The 14,528-nt window shown below is 59.3% G+C and carries 15 protein-coding genes; 7 read left to right on the forward strand and 8 right to left on the reverse strand.

The window, feature by feature from the left end; all coding sequences use genetic code 11:
* Positions 1–35: 35 nt before the first annotated feature.
* The 3 genes from DESLA_RS0117385 (at position 36) to DESLA_RS0117395 (ending at position 2,749) form a co-directional block, all read left to right on the forward strand.
* A complete protein-coding gene (locus DESLA_RS0117385; RefSeq protein WP_028573458.1) occupies positions 36–527 on the forward strand; it encodes a YajQ family cyclic di-GMP-binding protein in 492 nt (163 codons plus the stop codon).
* Positions 528–545: 18 nt separating this feature from the next.
* Complete coding sequence (locus DESLA_RS0117390; RefSeq protein WP_028573459.1) at positions 546–1,121, forward strand: CDP-alcohol phosphatidyltransferase family protein; 576 nt, start codon at positions 546–548, stop codon at positions 1,119–1,121.
* 239 nt (positions 1,122–1,360) lie between these two features.
* Positions 1,361–2,749, forward strand: a complete 1,389-nt coding sequence (locus DESLA_RS0117395; protein WP_028573460.1) for an outer membrane homotrimeric porin — start codon at positions 1,361–1,363, stop codon at positions 2,747–2,749.
* Between the two features lie 121 nt (positions 2,750–2,870).
* Here DESLA_RS0117395 and DESLA_RS0117400 read toward each other — a convergent pair whose 3' ends face one another.
* From DESLA_RS0117400 to DESLA_RS0117410, 3 genes are all read right to left on the reverse strand, one after another.
* Positions 2,871–3,470, reverse strand: a complete 600-nt coding sequence (locus DESLA_RS0117400) for a Maf family protein (protein WP_028573461.1) — start codon at positions 3,468–3,470, stop codon at positions 2,871–2,873.
* A 31-nt stretch (positions 3,471–3,501) separates the two neighbouring features.
* Positions 3,502–4,863: a dihydrolipoyl dehydrogenase family protein gene (locus DESLA_RS0117405; RefSeq protein ID WP_028573462.1), complete on the reverse strand. Its 1,362-nt coding sequence runs from the start codon at positions 4,861–4,863 to the stop codon at positions 3,502–3,504.
* A 206-nt stretch (positions 4,864–5,069) separates the two neighbouring features.
* On the reverse strand, positions 5,070–6,122 hold the full coding sequence (locus tag DESLA_RS0117410; RefSeq protein ID WP_028573463.1) for an NAD-dependent epimerase: 1,053 nt from the start codon (positions 6,120–6,122) through the stop codon (positions 5,070–5,072).
* A 318-nt stretch (positions 6,123–6,440) separates the two neighbouring features.
* Here DESLA_RS0117410 and topA point away from each other — a divergent pair, with 318 nt between their 5' ends.
* The 4 genes from topA (at position 6,441) to DESLA_RS23060 (ending at position 11,025) form a co-directional block, all read left to right on the forward strand.
* Positions 6,441–8,897, forward strand: coding sequence for a type I DNA topoisomerase (gene topA, locus DESLA_RS21260; protein ID WP_084032157.1), 2,457 nt, complete (start codon positions 6,441–6,443; stop codon positions 8,895–8,897).
* A gap of 311 nt (positions 8,898–9,208) precedes the next feature.
* On the forward strand, positions 9,209–9,313 hold the full coding sequence (locus DESLA_RS23055) for an Rpn family recombination-promoting nuclease/putative transposase (protein WP_169732642.1): 105 nt from the start codon (positions 9,209–9,211) through the stop codon (positions 9,311–9,313).
* A gap of 114 nt (positions 9,314–9,427) precedes the next feature.
* Entirely contained in the window at positions 9,428–10,387 is a 960-nt protein-coding gene (locus DESLA_RS21265) for an RpnC/YadD family protein (RefSeq protein ID WP_051434812.1), read from the forward strand.
* 374 nt (positions 10,388–10,761) lie between these two features.
* Positions 10,762–11,025 carry a hypothetical protein gene (locus DESLA_RS23060; protein ID WP_156933015.1) on the forward strand — a complete coding sequence of 88 codons (264 nt, stop codon included), beginning with the start codon at positions 10,762–10,764 and terminating at the stop codon, positions 11,023–11,025.
* 297 nt (positions 11,026–11,322) lie between these two features.
* Here DESLA_RS23060 and DESLA_RS0117430 read toward each other — a convergent pair whose 3' ends face one another.
* The 5 genes from DESLA_RS0117430 to DESLA_RS0117450 form a co-directional block, all read right to left on the reverse strand.
* Positions 11,323–12,180, reverse strand: coding sequence for an NAD(P)H-hydrate dehydratase (locus DESLA_RS0117430; protein ID WP_028573464.1), 858 nt, complete (start codon positions 12,178–12,180; stop codon positions 11,323–11,325).
* Complete coding sequence (locus DESLA_RS0117435; RefSeq protein WP_028573465.1) at positions 12,168–12,716, reverse strand: putative Se/S carrier protein; 549 nt, start codon at positions 12,714–12,716, stop codon at positions 12,168–12,170. The genes DESLA_RS0117430 and DESLA_RS0117435 overlap by 13 nt, the downstream gene beginning before the upstream one ends.
* Entirely contained in the window at positions 12,713–12,931 is a 219-nt protein-coding gene (locus DESLA_RS0117440) for a sulfurtransferase TusA family protein (RefSeq protein ID WP_028573466.1), read from the reverse strand. Before DESLA_RS0117440 ends, DESLA_RS0117435 begins: the two co-directional genes overlap by 4 nt.
* Positions 12,932–12,947: 16 nt before the next feature.
* On the reverse strand, positions 12,948–14,042 hold the full coding sequence (yedE, locus tag DESLA_RS0117445; protein ID WP_028573467.1) for a YedE family putative selenium transporter: 1,095 nt from the start codon (positions 14,040–14,042) through the stop codon (positions 12,948–12,950).
* Between the two features lie 225 nt (positions 14,043–14,267).
* Complete coding sequence (locus tag DESLA_RS0117450; RefSeq protein WP_028573468.1) at positions 14,268–14,504, reverse strand: hypothetical protein; 237 nt, start codon at positions 14,502–14,504, stop codon at positions 14,268–14,270.
* Positions 14,505–14,528 lie beyond the last annotated feature (24 nt).

The following is a 14,528-nucleotide window of genomic DNA, read 5'->3' on the forward strand; positions in this document are numbered from 1 at the left end:
CGTCTTAACGATGAAAATGAGAAGAGAGGACATGAATGCCGTCGTTCGATATTGTGAGCAAAGTTGATCTCCAGGAAGTGGACAACGCCGTGAACAACGTTCGCAAGGAGCTGGACACACGGTTTGACTTCCGGAACGTGAAAACGGACCTGGATTTGAATCGCAAGGAAAAAGTTCTGCATGTGGTCACCGGGGATGAGATGAAAATGCGGGCCATCCAGGACCTGCTCAAGGTGCATTTCACTCGGCGCAAGCTGGACCCCAGGAGCATGGAGTTTAAAGAATTGGAAGCCACCAGTCAGGGCCGGGTAAAGATGGACATCCTGATCAAGGAAGGCATTTCCAAGGATACGGCCCAGAAGATCGTCAAACTGATCAAGGCGCAAAAGCTGAAGGTTCAGGCTGCGATCCAGGACGAGCAGGTTCGGGTCACCGGCAAGAAGATTGATGATTTGCAGGCTGTGATCAAGCTTCTGGACGATCAGGAACTCGACGTGCCCTTGCAGCACGTGAACATGAAAAGCTGAAAAGGCCGGAGCCGATCCATGCGCCCATCCAGCAACTGGACCATACCCAATGTCATCACCATATTCCGGATCGTTCTCGTTCCGGTGTTCGTGATGATGTTCATTGATCAGCGGTTCGGCGCGGCGTTGCTGATTTTTCTGATCGCCGGAGTGAGCGACGGAGTGGACGGATTTTTGGCCCGGGTGCTCAAACAGCGGTCGCAACTCGGTGCCCTGCTGGACCCCATCGCGGACAAGCTGCTGCTGATCACGGCGTACTTCTGCCTCGGATTCGTGGGACTGCTGCCGAGCTGGTTGGCCGTGCTGGTCATCAGTCGGGACATGATGATCATCGGCGGCATGGCCCTGCTGCACTTCTGGGGCGTGGACGTCCGGTCGCGGATTCACCCGACGTGGTTGAGCAAGTTCAACACCTGCGGACAAATCGTGCTGATTGTCGCCGTTTTAACCAAGTACTCCTTTGCTCTGCCCTGGACGGGGTTGATTCAGCTTCTCGTGCTCACGGTCACCATGAGCACGGTGCTTTCCGGCGCGCACTATATTTATATAGGGTTAGGGCATTTTCCCGGGGAGGCGGAGAAGCGTGAAGAGTAGAGGCGCGGCGCACCGTGCCCCTACGGAGATGCGCTTCCTCTCTCGAGTTTTTTCTGAGTAGAGCGAGTTCAATTTTTTTGCGGGTAAAAAAATTTTTATTTTCCGTCAAAAAAATGATTTTTTTACTTGACAACTTTGTCCGGGCGGGCATAGAAGGTTTCCGACCTGACGAAGGTGGTCTTCGTTGCGGTATGGGTGGATACGATTTTTTTTCTTTGGGATCGCAAAAGGAGGAAGGTATGAAAAGATTAGTTTGTTTGGCCGTTTTGGTCGCGTTCATTCTCGGTACGGCGGGCATGGCTTCCGCCATCGAATTGAAGGCTAAAGGCTGGTGGCGGGTTCACTTCAATTACCTCGACAACTGGGATTTCGGCGCAATGCAGCAGGCTTCCCCTAACAAGGACCGTTCCGAGTATGATCGGTTTGATGCCCTGCAGCGGATGCGCACCCAGTTTGAATTCGTCGCCAATGAAAACCTCAAGGGCGTTTTGCAGATGGAAATCGGCAATGCCCGTTGGGGTGCCGATAATTTTGACCTTGGCGCAGGTGGACGAAGCAACAACATCAAGACCCGCTTCGCCTATCTTGACTTTAATTTCCCCGGTACCCCCGTCAATGTGAAGGCTGGTCGTCAGCCTGTCGCTTTGCCGAGCACCATGGGATCTCACATTCTTGAGTCCGAAGGCACCGGCGTCCTGGTCGGCGTTCCGTTTTCAGACATGGCCGGCCTGACGTTGGGCTGGGTCCGTGCTTTTAATCACGACAGGGCCAACCCCGACGACATCACCAAGAAGTGGGATGATGAAGTTGATGCCTTCGTGGCCGTTGTGCCCGTGACCCTGGACGGCCTGAAGTTGAATCCCTTTGCCGCCTATACTCGCTGGGGCAAGGACTTCACCGGTACCGACAAGAATGCCAACATGATGCATTTTGGCTTGAATTTCGACGTGTCCATGCTCAATCCCATCGGCATCAAGGGTGATTTGAACTACGGGACCATGAAGTGGAACGACAAACCGAGCGTGAAGCAGTCTGGTTGGGTAGCCGTTCTGGCCGTGGATTATGCCATGGACATGATGACCCCCACTGTGTTCGGTTGGTACGAATCCGGTGAAGATAAAGACTTCGCCACCGGCGGCGACTCCAAGCGCATGCCCACGATTGAAACCTACGGCGGCGCTTTCGGCCCCGGCGTTGGCTTTGGTCAGCAGACAACCATGGCCGGTGACAGCTACTTCCGTTACATGCTGGCCGGGATGGAGTTCGCTGGAACAGGCAACTTGTGGGATGTTTGGCAGAACGCTGAGGGCGCGGTTGGTTCCGTGGCCTTGGGTGCCGGGCTGAAGAAAATTCAGTTCATTGACGGCGTCTCCCATGACCTGACTGCTTTCTACATGAAGGGCACCAACCACAAAGACAACATCCATCTGTTCACCAAGGAAGACAACTACTGGGAAGTGACTTTCAACAACAGATGGCAGATGTATGAAAACTTGGCCCTGTTGGCTGAATTCGCCTACGCCAAAGTCAACCTGGACGACCTGAGCACCCGTGGTGCCGACAGACGTAGCGATTGGTTCGACAAGGCTATGAAGCTCGGCAAGGTCGGCTTTATCTTCAACTTCTAGATCAGTATAGATCGTATTCACTCACCACCGCAAAAAAAGCCGGGGCGTTCGCCCCGGCTTTTTTTTTGGTGCGCCCGGCAGGGCGCAGCCATCACGCGACAATCCACATGGTGGAGACTTTTCAGGGTTTTCTTGGAATGATAACCCCGTAACGACTTAGAACTTCAACAACTTCCGCCAGCGGCAGCCCGACCACGTTGGTGTAGGAGCCCTGAATGCGCTCCACCAGGCAGGCGGCCCGCTCCTGAATGCCGTAGGCCCCGGCCTTGTCCATGGGCTCTCCCGTGGCCACGTAGGCGGCCAGAACCTCCGGCCCGAAGTTTTGCATCCACACGGTGGTCCGCACGGCGAAGCTCTGTTCCTCGTCGTTTTTTGGGTACCGCAGACAACAGCCCGTAATCACCACATGCTCCCGCCCGGCCAGCCGTTCCAGCATGGCCAGGGCTTCCAGAGAATCCACCGGCTTGCCCAGCACGTCCCCCTCCAACACCACGATGGTGTCCGCGGCCAGTACCACGGCCTCCGGCTGAAGCGTCGCCACTTCCCGCGCCTTGGCCTTGGCCGCGATCACGGCATAGACTTCGGGATCGGTGCCAGGGGCGAAGACCGGCTCCGGAGTCACGGCCGGGTGGACGGAAAAGGTCAGTCCCAGGGCGGCGAGCAGCTCGCGCCGCCGGGGCGAACCCGAGGCCAGAACCAGGGGAGTCAGGGTGCGGAACATGGCCTTGAGATCCAAATTGTGGAGGACGGAGTCATTGAGGGTTCGCCAGCAGGGCGTGGCGCAGCGTTTCATCCAGGGTGGGGTGGGCGAAGATCAGGTTTTCGGCCTGGGATCGACTCCAGCCTTGGCTGACCATGATCGTGGCTGCGGTGACCATGTGCAGCACGCCGTGACCCACGGCGCTGACGCTGATCACGGTGTCGTCGCGCCAAAGGACTTTGACCAGCCCGTGGGGCGCTGCCGCGGCCTGGGCCACGGGGTTGGCGGCGAGCTGGGCCTTGGATTCGGTGCAGGTCAAGCCCTTGGCACGGGCATCCTCCAGGGTGGGGCCGACCCGGAAAGCCTCTGGGTCGCCGTAGATGCAGAACGGGATGGGTCCCGGCGCGTAGGGACCGGATATTTTCCCGGCGGCGAACCGGGCCGCGAACCGGCCCTGGTCCTCGGCGGCATGGGCCAGCAGGGTTCTGCCGTTGCAGTCGCCCACGGCAAAGATATGCTCGCTGAGCATCAGATTCTCGTCCACTTCCAAAGAGTTTTTTTTCATGGCCGGGAGCATCGCTTCCAGCCCCGGAAAGTGGGTGTTGGGCTTTCTGCCCACTGCCACCAGGACCTTGGATGCCGCTACGTCCTCTTCCGGGCCGAGACGGACGCGGACTCCTTCCGCCGTCCGTTCCAGGGCGAAGACGGTCGTGCCTGCCCGGACGGTCACGCCCTGGCGTTTGAGCATGGAGGCCAGTTGGGCGCTGATTTCCGGGTCTTCGGTGGGGGCGATGCGGTCGGCGGCTTCGATCAGCGTCACGGACGAGCCCATGCGTTGGAAAAATTGGGCCATTTCCAGCCCGATGGCCCCGGCCCCGATCACGGCCAGGGACTCCGGGACGGTCGAGAGGTCCAGGGCGTGGTCCGAGGTGAGCACGGCCTCGCCGTCCGGAGTCAGAAGTTCCGGCCAGGCTGGAGCCGAGCCCAGGGCCAGGATCAGGTGCTGAAAATCGATTCGGGTTTGGGCGGCGTCCTCGGACCGCACCAAGACCTGGGTCGGCCCGCAAAGTTCCGCTTCCCCGGAGATCAACCGTACTCCCGCCGTTTCCAGTGATTTTGCCATGGCCTGGCGCGTGGCCGCCAGCAGGGACGCCTTGCGTTTTTGCAGGGCCGCCATGTCCACGGTGAAGCTCCCCTGGCCCAGCCGCAGCCGTGACTGGGCCGCCATGGCGGGAATGGGGGCCGTGGCTCCGAGAAAGAGCTTGGTGGGAATGCAGCCCCGGTTCAGGCAGGTTCCGCCAAGCAGGTTCCGTTCCATCAGCGCGGTGGACTTGCCCTGGGCCGCGCTCTCCAGGGCCGCGGCATAGCCCGCCGGACCCCCGCCGATCACCAGGATGTCATATGCTTCCGACATGGATCACTCCTCGTACTCCTGACCTCAGGACAATCTGTTCTCACAATCCAAATCGCGATCGAAATCGAAATCGAAATCGGAATTGAAAAAAGCGGCGCATCACCGCATGATTACGTCATCCTCTTGGACATGGCGTTCGATTTCGATCACGATTTCAGATGGCCGCTGAGGATCGAGGCGAAATCTGCCTTGTATCTCGGGCCGGATCAAACCTGAAAAAAATCCCGATACCAATCCACGAAGCGCTGAATGCCTACCCGCACCGGAGTGTTCGGGCGGTAGCCCAGGTCGCGCTCCAGGTCCGTGGTGTCGGCCCAGGTGGCCGGAACGTCGCCGGGCTGAAGCGGCAGGAGATTCATTTCGGCCTTTTTGCCCAGGGCCTCTTCCAGGGCCTCGATGAACCGGATCAACTCCACCTGTTGGGAATTGCCGATGTTGTAGACCTTCCACGGGGCCGGAGACGAGGACGGGTCCGGTGCGGTTCCGTCCCAATCCGGGTTGCCCTGGGGCGCGCGATGGATCACCCGCAGAACGCCCTCGACGATGTCGTCCACATAGGTGAAGTCGCGCTGCATTTTCCCATAGTTGAAGACGTCGATGGGCCGATTTTCGAGGATGGCCTTGGTGAACAGGAACAGGGCCATGTCCGGACGGCCCCAGGGCCCGTACACGGTGAAGAAGCGCAGCCCCGTGGTGGGCAGTCCGTAGAGATAGCTGTAGGTGTGGGCCATCAGCTCGTTGGACTTCTTGCTGGCCGCGTAGAGGCTGATGGGGTGGTCCACGTTGTGGCGGGTGGAAAAGGGCATGGTCTGGTTCAGCCCGTAGACCGACGAACTAGAGGCAAAGGCGAAGTGCTCCACGGGATGATGGCGGCAGGCTTCCAGCAGGTTCAGGAAGGCCAGGAAGTTGCTTTGCATGTAGGCGTGGGGATTGGTCAGGCTGTAGCGCACGCCGGCCTGGGCCGCGTAGTGCATCACCCGGTCGAACTTCTCCTGGGCGAACAGGTTCATCAATCCGGCACCGTCCTCCAGGTTCATGCGCACGAAGCGGTAGCCAGGGTGGATCGTGCTCTGGATCGTCCGGTTCAGGGCAATATCGGCCTCCGCGATGCCCGAGTGGGCCAGGCGGCCGTATTTGACCCGGACGTCGTAATAGTCGTTGATGTTGTCCAGACCCACCACCTCGTGGCCCTGCTCCAGCAGGCGCAGGACGGTATGGAAGCCGATGAACCCGGCTGCGCCGGTGATCAGTATTTTCATGAATATACTCCAGGGATTCGTTGGGATGGGGCAAGACAGCCGTGTGAGCCTATCCGCTCTCGGGTTCGCTGTCATCCCCCGACCAAAGAGGATGGTGATAAATCCATTCTCATCGAAATCGCAATCGCAATCGAAGAATTCCACGCATCATCCCGTGATAACCTCGTCTTCTTGGACATGACGTTCGATTTCGATCACGATTTCGATTTCGATACCGATTCAGAGAGCGGGTGAGGATCGAGAATAAATCTGTCTGGGATAAGAGAGGGGCGGGGGGCTTGCCATGGGGCCGAGGGATGGGTATTTGCCCTGCGCATTATGAGTAAAGATTTGATCATCGTTGAGTCACCGGCCAAGGTCAAAACCATCAAGAAGTTTCTTGGACCGGATTATGAGGTCAGCGCCTCGGTGGGACACGTTCGCGACCTGCCGAAGAAGGTGCTGGGGGTGGATGAAGCGGGCGATTTTGCCCCGGAATACGAGGTGATCCCCGGCAAGCAGAAGGTCGTCAGTCAGCTTAAGAAGCTGGCGGCCCAGGCGGATCAGATTTATCTCGCGCCGGACCCGGACCGGGAAGGCGAGGCCATCGCCTGGCACGTGGCCGAGCTGATCAAGGACGCCAATCCGCGGATCAAGCGGATCCAGTTCAATGAGATCACGGCCAGGGCCGTGCGCGAAGCCCTGGAGCACCCCAGGACCCTGAACCTGGATCTGTTCAACGCCCAGCAGGCTAGGCGGGTTCTGGACCGTTTGGTGGGATACAAGCTTTCGCCGCTGCTCTGGCAAAAGGTCAAGCGCGGCATCTCTGCGGGTCGGGTTCAGTCCGTGGCCTTGCGCCTGATCGTGGACCGGGAGCGGGAGCGTCAGGTTTTCGAGCCCAAGGAATACTGGGTCTTCAAGGTCAAACTGGCGGACCAGAGCGCCGCGGTGATTGAGGCTGATCTGTGGAAGGTGGGCGGCAAGAAGCCGGACATCGGCTCCGCGGACCAGGCCGGGGAGCTGGAGGCCGCGGTGTCCCAGGCTCCCTTCGTGGTGGAGTCCGTGGATGAAAAGGAACGGCAGCGCCAGTCCGGCCCGCCCTTCATCACCTCCACTCTGCAACAGGAAGCCAGCCGCCGCTTTTCCTATCCGGCCAAACGGACCATGTCCCTGGCCCAGCGCCTGTACGAGGGCGTGGAGTTGGGGGACCGGGGCATCCAGGCCCTGATCACCTACATGCGGACCGACTCGGTGCGCACCTCACCGGATGCGATCAAGGACGTTCGCAAGCTGATCCTGGAATCCTACGGGCCGGACTATTGCCCGGAAAAGGAACGCTATTTCAAGTCCCGCAAATCCGCCCAGGAAGCCCACGAAGCCATCCGGCCCGTGGACGTGACCCTGACCCCGGAAATGCTCCAGGCCTATCTGCCCCGGGACATGTACCAGCTCTACAAGCTGATCTGGACCCGCTTCGTGGCCTCGCAGATGAGCCCGGCCCGATTCTGGGACACCACCATCACCGTGGCCGCGGCCCACACCCAGTGGCGGGCCAAGGGCGAGCGGCTGATTTTCCCTGGCTATCTCAAGGTCTATGGCGGAGGGGAGGCGGAGAAGAACCAGGAACTGCCCACCCTGACCCCGAAGCAGGAACTGCGGCTCCAGGAACTGCTCAAGGAACAAAAGTTCACCCAGCCGTCGCCGCGCTACAGCGAAGCCTCGCTGATCCGGGAGCTGGAAGAAAAGGGCATCGGGCGGCCCTCCACCTACGCCCAGATCATCTCCACCCTGCTGGACCGGGAGTACGTCACCCAGGAAGAGCGCCACTTCGTGCCCCTGGAACTGGGCTACGTGGTCACGGACCAACTGACCGCGCATTTCACCCGGCTGATGGACGTGGATTTCACGGCCCAGATGGAAGAGTCCCTGGACCAGGTGGCCGAGGGCAGCCAGGACTGGGTGGAGCTGATGCGCGGCTTCACCGGGGAATTCTATCCCGTCCTGGACAAGGCCAAGAAGGACATGGCCGCCGTGAAAGGGGGGATCGACGCCGGGATGCCTTGCCCGGAATGCACCAAATCCCTGGTGATCAAGTTCGGCAAGGCCGGGGCCTTTCTGGCCTGCTCCGGGTACCCGGATTGTTCGTTCACCGGCAACTTCACCCGTGACGAATCCGGAAAGATCAAGACCATCGAAAAGCTGCCCAGGGAAGAGGCGGTCAAGGTCGGCACCTGCCCGGACTGCGGCGGGGACGTGGTCCTGAAAAAGGCCCGCACCGGCAGCCGGTTCTATGCCTGCGCCTCTTACCCCAAGTGCAAGTACACCAAGTCCTACTCCACGGGAGTAGCCTGCCCCGCGGCAGGGTGCACCGGCGAACTGGTGGAGCGCAGTTCGCGCTTCGGCAAGATGTTCTTCTCGTGCAGCCGCTACCCGGATTGCACCACGGCCATGCCCGCCCCGCCAGTGCCCCAGCCCTGCCCAAAGTGCGACTTCCCGATCATGCTGCGCCGCCACACGGAAAAGCGCGGCAACTACCTGTCCTGCCCGGTCAAGGAGTGCCGTCACTTCATCCCGGTGGCCGAGGAATTCGAGGAAACCGAGGGCCCGCTCCCGGACTTTTCCGAACCCACCCCCAAGAAGGCCCCAACCAAGGCTGCCGACAAAGCCGCCTCAAAAGCTGCCTCAAAAACTCCCTCGGATTCAACCAAACCGGCTCCGAAACGGACGACAACCAAGAAAACCACGACAAAAAAGCCCGCGGCCAAGAAAACCACCCGGGCCAAGAAGACGACGTAGCTGGCCTTTCTCGCTCAAGTCCAATTTCAAAACCGCCTCCAGGCTTCCCATTCGGGAGCCTGGAGGCGGTTTTTTTGGAGAATCTCGCAGGAAACACGATAGTAGGACAGGCATCTTGCCTGTCTGCCCAGGATTAGGGCACGGAAAGGAGAAAGATTGACCGCGGTATCCGATCCTCAGACCTCGGACTTCCGACCTCCGTGCTTTTTCCGCGTATTCAGTGGGCAAATCCATGAAAATTGCCTTCCGCGTTGACGTCTCCCGGAACATCGGCGTAGACCATGCTCTACCATCGGAGGCCGGACATACCCATGAACGAAATCAATAACATCCACGACACGTTTTTCCGGGAGACCATGAGCCACAAGGAAGTTGCCGCCGACTTTCTGGCCAACTACCTTCCGGGATACAACTAGTAATGAATGGTGTAGATGCATCTCCATTTCACATTGTATTCGATGGGAGCTAGTGATTCATTTTTTGTTGATTTTTTCATGAAATAGAACTTTTAAAGAAATTACAACCACACCATGCCCCAAGAATCCCACGACCATAACTTCAAAAACGTCTTCCTGGACTTCCCGCGTGAGTCCTTGGAACTCTTCTACCCTCAAGCTCTGGAACAGTACGGCGAGCTACAGGAGATTACCTTTGTCCGCCAGGAACCGCGCAAACATCGCTTAGCTGACTCCGGCTTGGCCCTGGACATGCCGATCCTGTTCCGGTTTGCTCGTGGAGCCTTGCTGCTCTGGTTGGTGGAGTTCCAGGAGGACAAGGAGAAGTTCTCCATCTACAGGCTGCTACGCTACGCCACGGACCTGATGGAAGCCCACCCGGACGCCGTGATTATTCCCACGGTCCTCTTCACGGACCGCAAGGCCTGGCGCAAAGACGTACCCCGCCAGTTGGAAAGCAGTTTCGCCGGAACCACCTTTCTCCACTTCGAGTACGTCCACCTGAAACTGTTTGCCCTCCACGCCAAAGATTACTACAATGTGAATAACCCGGTGGCCAAAATCCTCATGCCCAAAATGCAATATCCGCCATCTGAACGGCTCGAAGTCTTGCGCCACGCCTATCTGGGCCTCTATCAACTGGCATCACGGATGCTGTTTGAAAAATATACAGAATTTATTGACGTTTACGCCCAGGTGCAGCCGGAAGAACAAGAGATCATCTGCGCCGACATCATGGAAAACGAGGAGACCGCCATGCTCGCACAATACATCAAGAATCTTGGCCGTGACGAAGGCCGCGTCGAAGGCCGCGTCGAAGGCCGCGTCGAAGGACGTGTCGAAGGCGAATTTGTAGGTGAGGTAAAAGGCCGCCAAGCCATTATCCAGCGCCTCTTCACCAAACGCTTCGGCAAAAGCATCACGGACATGGACGTTCAGGAGCGCCTCCGAAAAGCCACGCCTGAACAGCTTGACCTTTGGGCCGAGCGAATCCTGGACGCCAAGAATGTTGACGAGGTGTTCAAGGACAATTGAGGGTCGGGGCTGTCAACAGGCAAGGTTTTTGGGACCGAGAACCGCCCGCTTTGCTCAAGGTGCCGTGGGCTCCAAGGAAAACCGATTCCTCAATCTTGACCTCGTTGTCTTAATATCTTGAAAAAGTGGAGTTAATGGCGGCTTGTTTGTTGGTGAAATGCCCAGCCAAGTCAGTAGGTGGCAAGATCTGCGAATTCCGCATAATCCATTTGTTCCCGTGACGCTTCCGCGTCGCGGGAGCGGGCCGGGGCTGACTGCGTCCCAGCCGTTATGGTCAGCGCATATTTGGATAAGGTCAGATCAATATTTGGGCAAGCCATAGATGCGCTCTGTATATTTCTATTATATTTCATACAATTTGAAAGGTGTTGAGGATGAAAAAAAATATTTTGGTTTTATTAATGACAATAGCAGTGTCTGGCTGTGCAAAATCAGGGATTGTGAAAATAAGTGAGAATGAATTGTATATTACTGAAGCTAGTAATTTAGGGATTAGTCACGGCACGCTTAGAATAAAAGCCTTGGAAAAAGCCAAAGTGGCATGCGGCGAAAAGGATGTCGTAGTCATAAGCGATGAAACTGGCGGTGCAACCGGATGGACGGCAACAACAGTAAACATAAGGTTCCGATGCGAATAGAGTGTTTTTATTTGTTTGCTTATATGCAAGTCCTCAATAGGTTATTGACCATAATCTCTGCATCTACAAGGAGTGGGCAATAAAACGCCGCCCGTCCTGTATGCAGGCCATTACATGCTCAATTCGGTGCTCAAGCCTAAAATTCCTACTTGACAGTGATTCAATAGTGGTATGCGATTTCTCACATGGCAACAGTTCAGGATATTCTCAGCCAGATGCGGAAGAATCCCAAAGGCATCAAATTCAATGACTTGAGCGAGGTTTGCGATGCCTATTTTGGGTTGACGATGCCCCTCTCTATTCCAGCGCCCGCTCCAGCGCCCGCCGCAAAAACGGCAACAAATCCGCCACGCCGAAGGCCGGGGTGGGGTTGGCGAAGTGGCCGAGGTGGCGGTTGGCCAGGGCCGCGACGCGGCAGGACTGGGTCATCTCCATGCCCGAGGCCAGCAGGGCTGTGACCAGGCCGGTCAGGCTGTCTCCGGTGCCGCCGATGGGTTCCATGGCCGGGACGTCCGGGGCGGTGATTTCGGCCACTGTCGTGCCTTTGGCGACCACGTAGTCCGTCTTGCCTTTGACCAGCAGGTGCCGGGCCGCGTTTTCCTCGGCGTAGGCCCGCTCAATCAGCTCGGGGACGCGATCCTCTTCCTGGAGCAGAAAGCCCCGGGTGTAGAACGGGTGCGGGGCGACCTCGTCGGCCAGGAAGGCGATTTCCCCGGCGTCCGGGGTGAAGAGGTCGTAGTGGGCGGCGTAGCCGCTCATTTTGGCCGCGTACATGAACCCGGCGTCCGCGACCAGGAGCGGGGCCGGGTTTCGGGCTTCCAGGGTCCAGAGCACCTGATTGTGCCAGGCGATATCCGGCAGCAGGTAGTGAAAGGTCAGGCCGGCATGATCGATGTGGGCGATGTTTTCCACCAGATGGGCGTAGACCGCCCGGCTGCCCTCCCCGGTGCCGATGTCTCCGGCCACCAGGGCCTGGGGCGCGGGGACGGCCAGCACCTCGGCGGCCGCGGCGGCCACGGCCATCAGGGCCGGGGTGCCGCGGGCCACGCGGATGCGTTGTCCGTCCAGAAAAAGCGTGTCGTCCTGGAGCCGGTAGTCGCCTTGAGCCAGGGGGAAGTCCGCCCTGGGCACGCTGCCCACGATTAGCCAGGACATCGGCGGCGTAACTCCTCGAACGCCAGTTGCAGGGAATAGCCGCACAGGGTTCGGCCCAGGGAGCGCGGTTCCGGCGCGTCGTCCAGGACCTTGCCGACAAGCGTTTCGGCTAGAAAGGGCACGTCCGGACAGCCTCCGCCGGAGACGTTGACGATCCGGCGATCCCGTTTGTCCATGGTGATCTTCATGTTCGCGGCCCGGACCATCAGGTAGTCCCCGAAGTCCTTGACATGGTACAGCGACACGGGTTCCAGGAGGTGATCCTGGGCCGCGGCCACACGCATGGGGGCGAGGCCCGCCTGCTCCAGCAGGCCCCGAATGCGCATCTCCTCCAGCAGCGGAAACTCGATCACCATGTCGCAGCCCTGGCGCAGATCCGGTGGCGGCCCTTTCACCGCCACCTCCACCCCGGCTTCCTTGAGCAGGGTCTCGGCCCGGATGACCTCGCCGGTGCTGTGGTAGAGCAGCAGGCCCTTTTCGGAGACGCCGCGCTTGGCGTCATCCTTGCGGAACAGGTTGCGGAGGAAGTCGATCATTTCGTCAGCACCAGGCGGAAATCTTGGCCCGCTTCCTCAGTGGCCGCCACGGTCCATCCCTTGCTCTGGGCGGCCCGCCCGACATTTTCCCGGCTGGCTTCGTTGTCAATGAGGATTTCCAGTTCGCCGCCGCCCGCCGCGTCCATGGCCCGGGTGGCCAGGAGCACGGGTTGGGGGCAGGATAAGCCGCGCGCGTCGATGTGTTGTCGTGCCATGATCGTGTCTCCGTGTTCAGGATTTTTTGCAGTTGACCACGCCGATGAACAGCAGCACCGCAAGGCCGATGATCACCGCGGCCATGCCGTTGGGGCCGATGCCCGCCGGCGAGCTGGCCAGGCCGAAGTTGTGCGCCAGGGCCGCTCCGGCCAGCAGGCCCAGGGCGAAGATGCCGGCGTCCGTGTTGCCTTCGCCGGACATGAAGAGTTGGCGGCCCGGGCACCCGCCGGCCAGGGCAAAGGCCAGGCCGGCCACCACCATGCCCATGAAATTCCAAAGTCCCATGGTATGGGCCACGGGTTGGCCTTCAAATCCGGGATTGAACTGGCCCAGAACCAGGTTGGTGATGAACGCCGCGACCAGCAGGGCGATGAAGCCGTACATCAGGTACATCTGCCGGAACAGGATCACGTCCCGGATCGCGCCCATGGTGCAGAACCGGCTGCGTTGGGCCAGAAAGCCGATGCCCAGGCCCGCGGCCAGGGCAAAGCCCAACGGAGCGTAGGCCGCGCCCGGTCCGCTCACGGAGTACCAGAGCACGCCGCTTTGGGCTTCGCCGGGCAGGGGAGGAAAGAGCAACCGCAAGGCCAGCAGACCGAGCATGAGCAGGGGGATCATCAGCCCCGCGCTCCAGCTTTGGACCTGGCCGCGGCCGAGGTTGAAGCCGTTTTTGAAAAACAGCGTACCGATCCAAACTCCGGCCGCCAACCCGGCCAGCCCGAACAGGGCGTTGCCGTCCCCGCCGGCCAGGCGCAGGATCACCCGCCAGGGGCAACCCAGAAAGACCAGAGCCCCGATCATGGCGATCATTCCCAGCACGAACCGGGTCACCGGCGCGGAGCCGCCGATGGGTTTGAACTCCTTGAAGGCCAGGGCCGCGGCAAAGGAGCCCAGGACAAAGCCCAGAATCTCCGGTCGGAGATACTGGACCACGGCGGCGCGGTGAATGCCGATGGCCCCGGCGATGTCCCGGCCGAAACAGGCCACGCAGATGCCCATATTCGTCGGGTTGCCGGATTGTTGCAGGAAACCGGCCACCACGCCGATGATCGAGCCCACGGCAATGATGCCCAGGGTGGTGGCAAAGATGTTTTTGACGGCCCGAGACATGGATGTTGTCCTCCTTGTTGGGGGTGGGGGAAGTCGGGAGTTATGCCAATTTCAATTCGATAATGTGGTATTTGTTTGAAAAAATGCAGTTGTCGGCGTCGGGGTCGCTATCGACATCGGTATCGATATTGATTGTTCGCCGTAAATTTTGATTCGATCCCGATCCCGATCCCGATCCCGATCCCGATACCGACACCGAAAGAGATGCTTTGAATCGGAAATGGTTCAGGCGGTTAGAGTGTTGGGCGCTCGATTGGTTTTCGGGGCCTGAAGTGGGCATGCCAGTTCGTCCGGGGCATAGACGTGAAGTTCGCTGCAAAGCGGACAGAGAACGCGGACCCCGCCGCGCAGGTGCTTGCGCCCGTCCGGGTCGGTGACGGCCTTCAGGTCCGGATCCACGGTCCATTGCGCGGATCGGAATTCCTTGCCTTGCTTTGGACAGGTGAAGTGAAGCTCGAGCATGACGCCTCCAGGGAAGAGGGGCTG

Source organism: Desulfonatronum lacustre DSM 10312 (assembly GCF_000519265.1).
GTDB classification, from domain to species: Bacteria; Desulfobacterota; Desulfovibrionia; order Desulfovibrionales; family Desulfonatronaceae; genus Desulfonatronum; species Desulfonatronum lacustre.

Coding starts and splice junctions, on each gene's coding strand:
- DESLA_RS0117385 (WP_028573458.1), top strand. CDS start 36: ATGCCGTCGTTCGATATTGTGAGCAAAGTTGATCTCCAGGAAGTGGAC.
- DESLA_RS0117390 (WP_028573459.1), top strand. CDS start 546: ATGCGCCCATCCAGCAACTGGACCATACCCAATGTCATCACCATATTC.
- DESLA_RS0117395 (WP_028573460.1), top strand. CDS start 1,361: ATGAAAAGATTAGTTTGTTTGGCCGTTTTGGTCGCGTTCATTCTCGGT.
- DESLA_RS0117400 (WP_028573461.1), bottom strand. CDS start 3,470: ATGTTCCGCACCCTGACTCCCCTGGTTCTGGCCTCGGGTTCGCCCCGG.
- DESLA_RS0117405 (WP_028573462.1), bottom strand. CDS start 4,863: ATGTCGGAAGCATATGACATCCTGGTGATCGGCGGGGGTCCGGCGGGC.
- DESLA_RS0117410 (WP_028573463.1), bottom strand. CDS start 6,122: ATGAAAATACTGATCACCGGCGCAGCCGGGTTCATCGGCTTCCATACC.
- topA (WP_084032157.1), top strand. CDS start 6,441: ATGAGTAAAGATTTGATCATCGTTGAGTCACCGGCCAAGGTCAAAACC.
- DESLA_RS23055 (WP_169732642.1), top strand. CDS start 9,209: ATGAACGAAATCAATAACATCCACGACACGTTTTTCCGGGAGACCATG.
- DESLA_RS21265 (WP_051434812.1), top strand. CDS start 9,428: ATGCCCCAAGAATCCCACGACCATAACTTCAAAAACGTCTTCCTGGAC.
- DESLA_RS23060 (WP_156933015.1), top strand. CDS start 10,762: ATGAAAAAAAATATTTTGGTTTTATTAATGACAATAGCAGTGTCTGGC.
- DESLA_RS0117430 (WP_028573464.1), bottom strand. CDS start 12,180: ATGTCCTGGCTAATCGTGGGCAGCGTGCCCAGGGCGGACTTCCCCCTG.
- DESLA_RS0117435 (WP_028573465.1), bottom strand. CDS start 12,716: ATGATCGACTTCCTCCGCAACCTGTTCCGCAAGGATGACGCCAAGCGC.
- DESLA_RS0117440 (WP_028573466.1), bottom strand. CDS start 12,931: ATGGCACGACAACACATCGACGCGCGCGGCTTATCCTGCCCCCAACCC.
- yedE (WP_028573467.1), bottom strand. CDS start 14,042: ATGTCTCGGGCCGTCAAAAACATCTTTGCCACCACCCTGGGCATCATT.
- DESLA_RS0117450 (WP_028573468.1), bottom strand. CDS start 14,504: ATGCTCGAGCTTCACTTCACCTGTCCAAAGCAAGGCAAGGAATTCCGA.